This is a genomic window from Myxococcus vastator, assembly GCF_010894475.1.
In the GTDB taxonomy this organism is placed as follows: Bacteria; Myxococcota; Myxococcia; order Myxococcales; family Myxococcaceae; genus Myxococcus; species Myxococcus vastator.
Window position 1 is genome coordinate 1 of sequence record NZ_JAAIYB010000461.1, and the last position, 6,410, is coordinate 6,410.

At 73.9% G+C, this 6,410-nt stretch carries 3 protein-coding genes and 2 pseudogenes; 2 read left to right on the forward strand and 3 right to left on the reverse strand.

Annotated elements, in window-relative coordinates; all coding sequences use genetic code 11:
* A pseudogene (locus tag G4D87_RS31325) lies at positions 1 to 452 on the forward strand (hypothetical protein); the annotation flags it as partial.
* Positions 453 to 480: 28 nt separating this feature from the next.
* Positions 481 to 1,854 (forward strand): WS/DGAT/MGAT family O-acyltransferase, encoded by a 1,374-nt coding sequence (locus G4D87_RS31330; RefSeq protein WP_163786364.1) that lies wholly within the window; start codon positions 481 to 483, stop codon positions 1,852 to 1,854.
* A 7-nt stretch (positions 1,855 to 1,861) separates the two neighbouring features.
* Here the strand turns inward: G4D87_RS31330 and G4D87_RS31335 are convergent, their stop codons facing one another.
* The 3 genes and pseudogenes from G4D87_RS31335 to G4D87_RS31345 all read right to left on the reverse strand — a co-directional run.
* Positions 1,862 to 3,262 (reverse strand): sigma-54-dependent transcriptional regulator, encoded by a 1,401-nt coding sequence (locus G4D87_RS31335; protein ID WP_205507788.1) that lies wholly within the window; start codon positions 3,260 to 3,262, stop codon positions 1,862 to 1,864.
* The gene (locus tag G4D87_RS31340) at positions 3,259 to 4,791 is read right to left on the reverse strand and encodes a sensor histidine kinase (RefSeq protein ID WP_163786365.1); all 1,533 of its coding nucleotides are present in this window, start codon (positions 4,789 to 4,791) and stop codon (positions 3,259 to 3,261) included. Before G4D87_RS31340 ends, G4D87_RS31335 begins: the two co-directional genes overlap by 4 nt.
* A 22-nt stretch (positions 4,792 to 4,813) precedes the next feature.
* Positions 4,814 to 6,410: pseudogene (locus G4D87_RS31345) on the reverse strand (HEAT repeat domain-containing protein); the annotation flags it as partial.

Sequence of the window (6,410 nt, forward strand, 5' to 3'; positions counted from 1 at the left end):
GGGCGGCGCCTCCCAGGGAGCTGGTGGGGACCTGGACGCTGGTGGCCGCCAGCCTGCCGGAAGACGAAACCGTGCGGGAGGAGCGCATCGAGGCCCAGCCGCGCTCGGACTACGCGCGCTCATTGCAGGTGACGCCGTCGGGCTGCTTCGTGCTGCGGACCTCGTTGGAGGCCGCGACGCTGGGGCAGGGCAACTCGCTGGTGGTCCGCGCCTGGGGCACGCTGGACGTGTCGGGCGAGGACAGTTTGCGGCTGCGCCCGCGGGACGGCCAGGCCGTGGGCCCGGTGTGTGGCGACAAGCGCGTGATTCCGCTGACGGGGCCGAAGCTGAAGTTCAAGGGCGGCGCCTATGTGTGGGATTTGGAGGAGGGCGTCCTGACGCTCATGGTGGACGACAAGACGAAGCAGACCTTCCAGTTCGAACGGGCCACCCCGGAGGCCGGAAAGAAGTAGAACGGCCTCCACCGGGAGGTCGTGAGGCATGTCGGCGCAGGAGCGGATGTCGAGCGTGGATGCGCTGTGGTTCCACATGGAGGAACCCGCCAACCTGATGATGATTACCGCCGTGCTCTGGTTCGAGGGCCGGCTGGACTCCGAACGGTTGAAGGCCGTGGTGCGGGAGCGGCTGGTGGAGCGCTACCCCCGCTTCCGCCAGCGCGCGGTGGCCGGACTCGTGGGGCTGCCGCACTGGGAGGACGTCCCCGAGCTCGACCTGGACTGGCACTTGTCCCGGCTCGACGTGCCCCCGCCCGGAGACCGCGCCGCGCTGGAGTCGCTGGTGGGGGAGTGGATGAGCACGCCCCTGGAGCGCTCCCGGCCGCTGTGGCAGTTCCACGTCATGTCGGCCGCGGACGGGCGGGACGTGCTGCTGGCGCGGCTGCACCACTGCCTCGCGGATGGCATGGCCCTGGCCCGGGTGCTGCTGACACTCACGGATGGGGCGGAGGCGGAGCTGGCCGCCGAGGCGCCCGAGCCCGCGCCGAGGCCTTCCACCGGTGGGCTCGCGAGCTGGGTGCGGGGCGCTCGGGCGGTGGCGGGGACGGCGCGCGCGGTGTGGCGCAAGGGCGCGGAGCTGGCGGCGGAGCCCATCCTCGCGGGCGACTTGTTGGTGCAGGTCGCGGGAGGCGCCGCGGCCATGGGCAAGTTGTTGGTGATTCCGCCGGACCCGCGCACGTCGCTGCGAGGGCCGCTGGGGACGCAGAAGCGCGCCGCCTGGTCGGACCCGGTGTCGCTGGAGCGCGTGAAGGCCGTGGGCCGCGCGCTGGGCGGCACGGTGAATGACGTGTTGCTGACGGCGGTGACGGGCGCGCTGCGGCGCTACCTGGAGTCGCTGGGGGAGCCCCCCGAGGACCTGCACGCGCTGGTGCCGGTGAATCTGCGGCCGCTCGACGAGCCCGTGCCTCGTGAGCTGGGAAACCACTTCGGCGTCGTCTTCCTCCGGCTGCCCGTGCACCTGGGCACGCCGCAGCGCCGGTTGCAGGAGCTGGCGCGGCGGATGGAGCGGCTGAAGCGCTCGCCCGAGGCGGTGCTGACGTTCGGCGCGCTGGAGTTGCTGGGGTACACGCCCGCGGCGCTGGAGCGCTGGGTGGTGGATACGTTCGGCTCCAAGGCGTCGCTGATTGCCACCAACGTGCCCGGCCCGCGCGCGGCGGTGTCCCTGGCGGGCAGCAGGCTGGAGGGCCTGACGTTCTGGGTCCCCCAGGCGGGCCACCTGGGCCTGGGCGTGAGCCTCTTCAGCTACGCCGGGCAGGTGACGGTGGGCGTGGCGGCGGACGCGGGCCGGGTGGCCGACCCCCATGCGCTCATCCAGGCCTTCCACGAGGAGCTGGAGGCGCTCGCCACCGAGCGTGACTGAGGACGGGCTACAGCAGCCCGTACTCCTCCAGCTTGTTGTAGAGCGTGCGCCGGCTGATGCCGAGCAGCCGCGCCGCCAGCGTCCGGTTGTCTCCCGCGCGCTTGAGCGCATCCGCCATCGCCTGGCGCTCCATCTCCTTGCGCTGGGACTCCAGCGTCCGGGCGGAGTCCGTGCCCGGCGCCGTCGGCGCTCCCGGTGCGCTGGCGGAAGGCGCCGCGGCGACGGGCGCGGGGGACAGCCCCGGCTGGCGCGCCAGCTCGTTGAGGACCTCCTGCCCGCCAAGCACCTGTGTGTCGGAGAGCACCACCAGCCGCTCCAGGAAGTTCTGGAGCTGCCGCACGTTGCCGGGCCACGGCTGGGCCCGCAGCGCCGCGAGCCCGTCGGGCGTGAGGGTGAACGGCGGGCGCCCGTTCGTCTTCGCGTGGACCTCCAGGAAGTGCAGGGCCAGCGGCTCGACGTCGTCCGGGCGTTCACGCAGGGCCGGTATCCACACGGGCACCACGTTGAGGCGGTAGAAGAGGTCCTCGCGGAAGCGGCCTTCCTTCACGCGCTCCTCCAGGGGCTGATGCGTGGCCGCCACGAAGCGGACGTCCACCTTCACCGTCTGCGTGCCGCCCAGCCGCTCCAGCTCGCGCTCCTGGATGACCCGCAGCAGCTTCACCTGGACGGCGGGGGAGATGTCGCCCACCTCGTCGAGGAACAGCGTGCCGCCGTGGGCCAGCTCCACGCGTCCAGGCTTGCGCGTGGCGGCGCCCGTGAAGGCGCCCTTCTCGTAGCCGAACAGCTCGCTCTCCAGCAGGGTGTCCGGCAGCGCCGCGCAGTGCAGCTTCACGAAGGGGCCCTCTCGCCGTGGGCTGCCGTCGTGGACGGCCTTGGCCGCCAGCTCCTTGCCCGTGCCGGACTCGCCGCGCAGCAGCACCGTGGCCGTGCCGGCGGCCGCCTTCGCCAGCACGGCCTGCACGTCCGCCATGGGCCGGCTCCGGCCAATGAAGCCGCCCGTGGGCCGCGCCTGCTGGCGCGCCTCCTCGCCCTGCGCGCGCAGCAGCGCCTTGCGGACGGTGAAGAGAATCTCCTCCCGGTCAAAGGGCTTGAGCACGAAGTCCGCGGCGCCCGCCTTCATCGCCTCCACCGCCAGGGGCACCGTGCCATGCGCGGTGAGGAGGATGACGGGCACGTCCGGCCAGCCGCGCGACACCTCCGCGAGCACCTGCAGGCCATCCATGCCCGGCATGCGCACGTCACTCACCACCACGTCCACCGGCTTGCTCGCCAGCAGCGCCAGGGCCTCCTGCCCGTCGCGCGCCGCGTGCGTCGTCAGGCCCGCTTGCGCCAGCAGGGCGCCCAGCACCTTGGCCACGGCGGGGTCGTCGTCGACCAGCAGCACCGTGCCCTTCAATGACTCGTTCACGCGGCTTCTCCCACGTCCGCGCCGCCCAGGCTCGCGTCCGTGGCGGGCAGGCGCATCCGGACCACCGTACCGCGCCCCTCCCGGCTTGTCAGGCGCACCTCGCCTCCGTGCGCTTCCACCACGCGCCGGACGAAGGCCAGCCCCAGGCCGCTGCCCGAGGCCTTGGTGGTGAAGAAGTCGTCGAAGGCCCGCTCGCGCGTCCGGGCGTCCATGCCCTCGCCGGTGTCTTCCACCTCCAGGGCCATGCCGGCCCCGTCACGCAGCGCGCGCACGGTGAGGGTGCCACCTTCCGGCATCGCCTCGCAGGCGTTGCGCACCAGGTTCTCCAGGGCGTTGGCCAGCAGGTCCTGGTCTCCCGCGCACGGTGGCAGGCCGGGGGACAGCTCCCGGACGATGACGACCTTGCCCGGGCTGGCGAAGGCCTGGAGCGACAGCACGCCCTCCACCAGCCGGCGCAGGTCCACTGGCTGCGGCAGGGGCTCCACGCGCGCCAGCCGCTGGTACGTGTCCACCACCCGGTCCAGGCGCTCCACCTGCTCCAGCAGCAGGTCCAGGAACTCACCTTGCCCGTCCCACGGCCGCCCGCGCGCGTGCTCCTCCTTGAGGTACTGCGCGGCGCCCTTCATCGCGGCGATGGGGTTCTTGAGGTCGTGCGCCATCTGCGCGGAGAAGCGCCCCAGCGTGGCCAGCCGCTCCAGCCGCTCGCTCCGGCTGACGTAGGCGGTGACGCCCCGGCGCGTCGCCGCCACCAGGCCGAACGTCACCGCCGTGGTGCACACGATGAGCGTGCCCGCCTGCGCGACGAAGAGCCGCACCACGGCCAGGTAGGCCAGCACCCCCAGCCCCGCGATGCCCGCCGCGTGCAGCGCGAGCCGGGGCGCGCCCGGGTCATCCCCGAAGAGGCCGAAGCGCAGCGCCGCGGTGGCCATCACCGGCAAGCCCAGGAGCGTGCCCACGTGGCCCAGCCGCACCACCTCCAAACCCAGCTCCGCCGCCAGCTCCGTCATCAGCAGGGCCACCACCAGCGTGAGCCCCAGCAGCACCAGCCCCGCGCGGGCGCGCTCGTCCGGGTGCCGCGCGCGCAGCACGTGGAGGCCCAGGAGCGCGAAGCCCCCGCCGAGGATGGGAATGGCCAGCGCGGAGACCGTCAACCCGAAGCGCAGCGTGAGCAGGTGCGCCTCCAGGGAGGGGGCCCCCAGCGCCACCAGCATGGCGAGCGCCAGGACGCCGAAGACGACATACGCGGCGTACATGGCCCCGGCGAGGCTCCGCCGCCGCCCCACGAAGGACAGGATGAAGTGCAGCGCGCAGGGCACCGTCATCAGGCCCGCCGCGAAGCCGACCAGCCGCCAGCCGTCCTCGTCCGCGCGCACCAGCGCGAAGCCGGAGAAGTTCCAGGTCGACAGGGCGATGGACAGCAGGGACAGCGGCAGCGCCAGCGGGCTCTTGCCCACGCGCGCCAGGGCCAGCCCCGCCAGGGCGAGCTGGCCCGCGCAGGCCAGGAGGCTGATCCACATCCCACCCGTCATGGGGCGCTCCGATGCAGGGGACCTAGAGCATGCCCAGCCGGCGCGCGTTGGCCGGCTCCACCGCCGCGGCCTCCCAGCGGCGCACCGCCTGCTCGCGCTCGGCTTCGGGGGCATCCGCGTAGTAGCCCAGCGTGTCGTGCAGCGCGCGGCTCAGCTCCTCGATGGCCGCCAGCCTCACGTCCAGCTCCCGGTGGCGCAGCGCGGAGACGAGCCAGTCCGCCCGGCGGCGGCTGCGATTCTCCGCCCACCACGCCGACCACTGACGCGGGTTCAGTCCCAGCGTGGCGCGCGTCACCTCCCGCAGCGCCTCCGCCGCGGCCTGGGCGCACATCTCGTCGTCGCCGCCCGTGAGGTGGATGAGGCCCTCAATCGCTTCGCGGTCGTGCAGCGTGCCCAGCGCGCGCGCGGCCAGCGAGCGGCGCAGCGGGTCGCGGCTGTTCAGCTCGTGGCGCAGGTCGCGCAGGGCGGCGTCCAGCCGGGGCAACTGCTTGAGCGCGGCGGCGGCCACGCGCGCGGCGCTGGAGATGTCCGGCTCCAGGTCGAACAGTCCGCGCAGCACGCCGTCCACCAGCTCCACGTAGGGCAGGCTGCCGGCGGTGAGCAGCGCGAAGTAGCGCGTGTCCGCGTCCTGGGAGTCCAGCAGCGGCGACACGGCGTGCGCGGCGGGGCGGCCCAGCCGGGACAGCGCGCCGGGGATGGGACCCAGCTCGTCCGCCTCGGGCAGCTCCACCACGGGCAGCCGGCTCCAGGCCGTGGGACCGGGGAAGTGCTGGGCCAGCACGCGGGCGCTGGCCTCGGGCGAGCGCGCCAGCTCCGCCATGGCGTTGGCGCGCTGCGCGGCGTCCGGACCGGTGAGGCGGCGCAGCAGCGGCGCGAAGTCCGGCGGCGGGCGCTCCTCTTGCGACTGCGCGCGCGGCGGCAGCGCGGCGGCGCGGCCCATGTTGCCGGTGGCGCCACGGCCGAAGAAGGGGCTCCATCCCAGACCGGCGACCACCGCGGGGGCCGGCGCGGGCGCGGTGGCCACGGGCAGGTCCACGTCGATGGTGAGCTCCATCTCGTCCGGCGCGCGCAGCTCCGACACGCGCTGCTTGCGGAAGAGGATGAGCTCCTGGAAGGCCGCCGGCAGGTCCTGGCAGAACAGGATGTAGTCGGACAGGCGGCGCTGGCTGATGGGCCGCTGGCCGCAGTCACCGTAGAGGATGGCCACCAGCCGGCCCTTCACCTCCACCGGGTACAGGAAGACGGTGCGCGGCGTCTGGCGCCCGAACAGCTCCAGGTAGTGCCGCGTGAGCGCGTCCGGAGGCAGCGGGCCCGCGTAGCTCCCGCGCGTGACGGCCACCGTGCGGAAGACGCTGCTGGCGTCCAGCGGGATGGACACCTGCGTGAGCTGCTCTCCCGCCATGCCCTCGCCGCGCGCCTCCAGGCCCGTGGCGCCGCCCCGCAGCACGGCGAAGGACGCGACGTAGTCGAAGGTCCTGCGGCCGAAGCGCAGCGCGACGTCGATGAGGCGGTCGCGGTCCTTGGTGGCTTCCTTCAGCGCCGCGCGCGCCTGGGCCAGCGTCCAGTCCGGCACGTCCTGGCTCGCGGGCGGCGCCGGGGGGCGGCTCTCCAACGCGGCG

Bases quoted from the DNA above. Each gene is read 5' to 3' on its own strand.
- G4D87_RS31330 (WP_163786364.1), top strand. From the start codon at position 481: ATGTCGGCGCAGGAGCGGATGTCGAGCGTGGATGCGCTGTGGTTCCAC.
- G4D87_RS31340 (WP_163786365.1), bottom strand. From the start codon at position 4,791: ATGACGGGTGGGATGTGGATCAGCCTCCTGGCCTGCGCGGGCCAGCTC.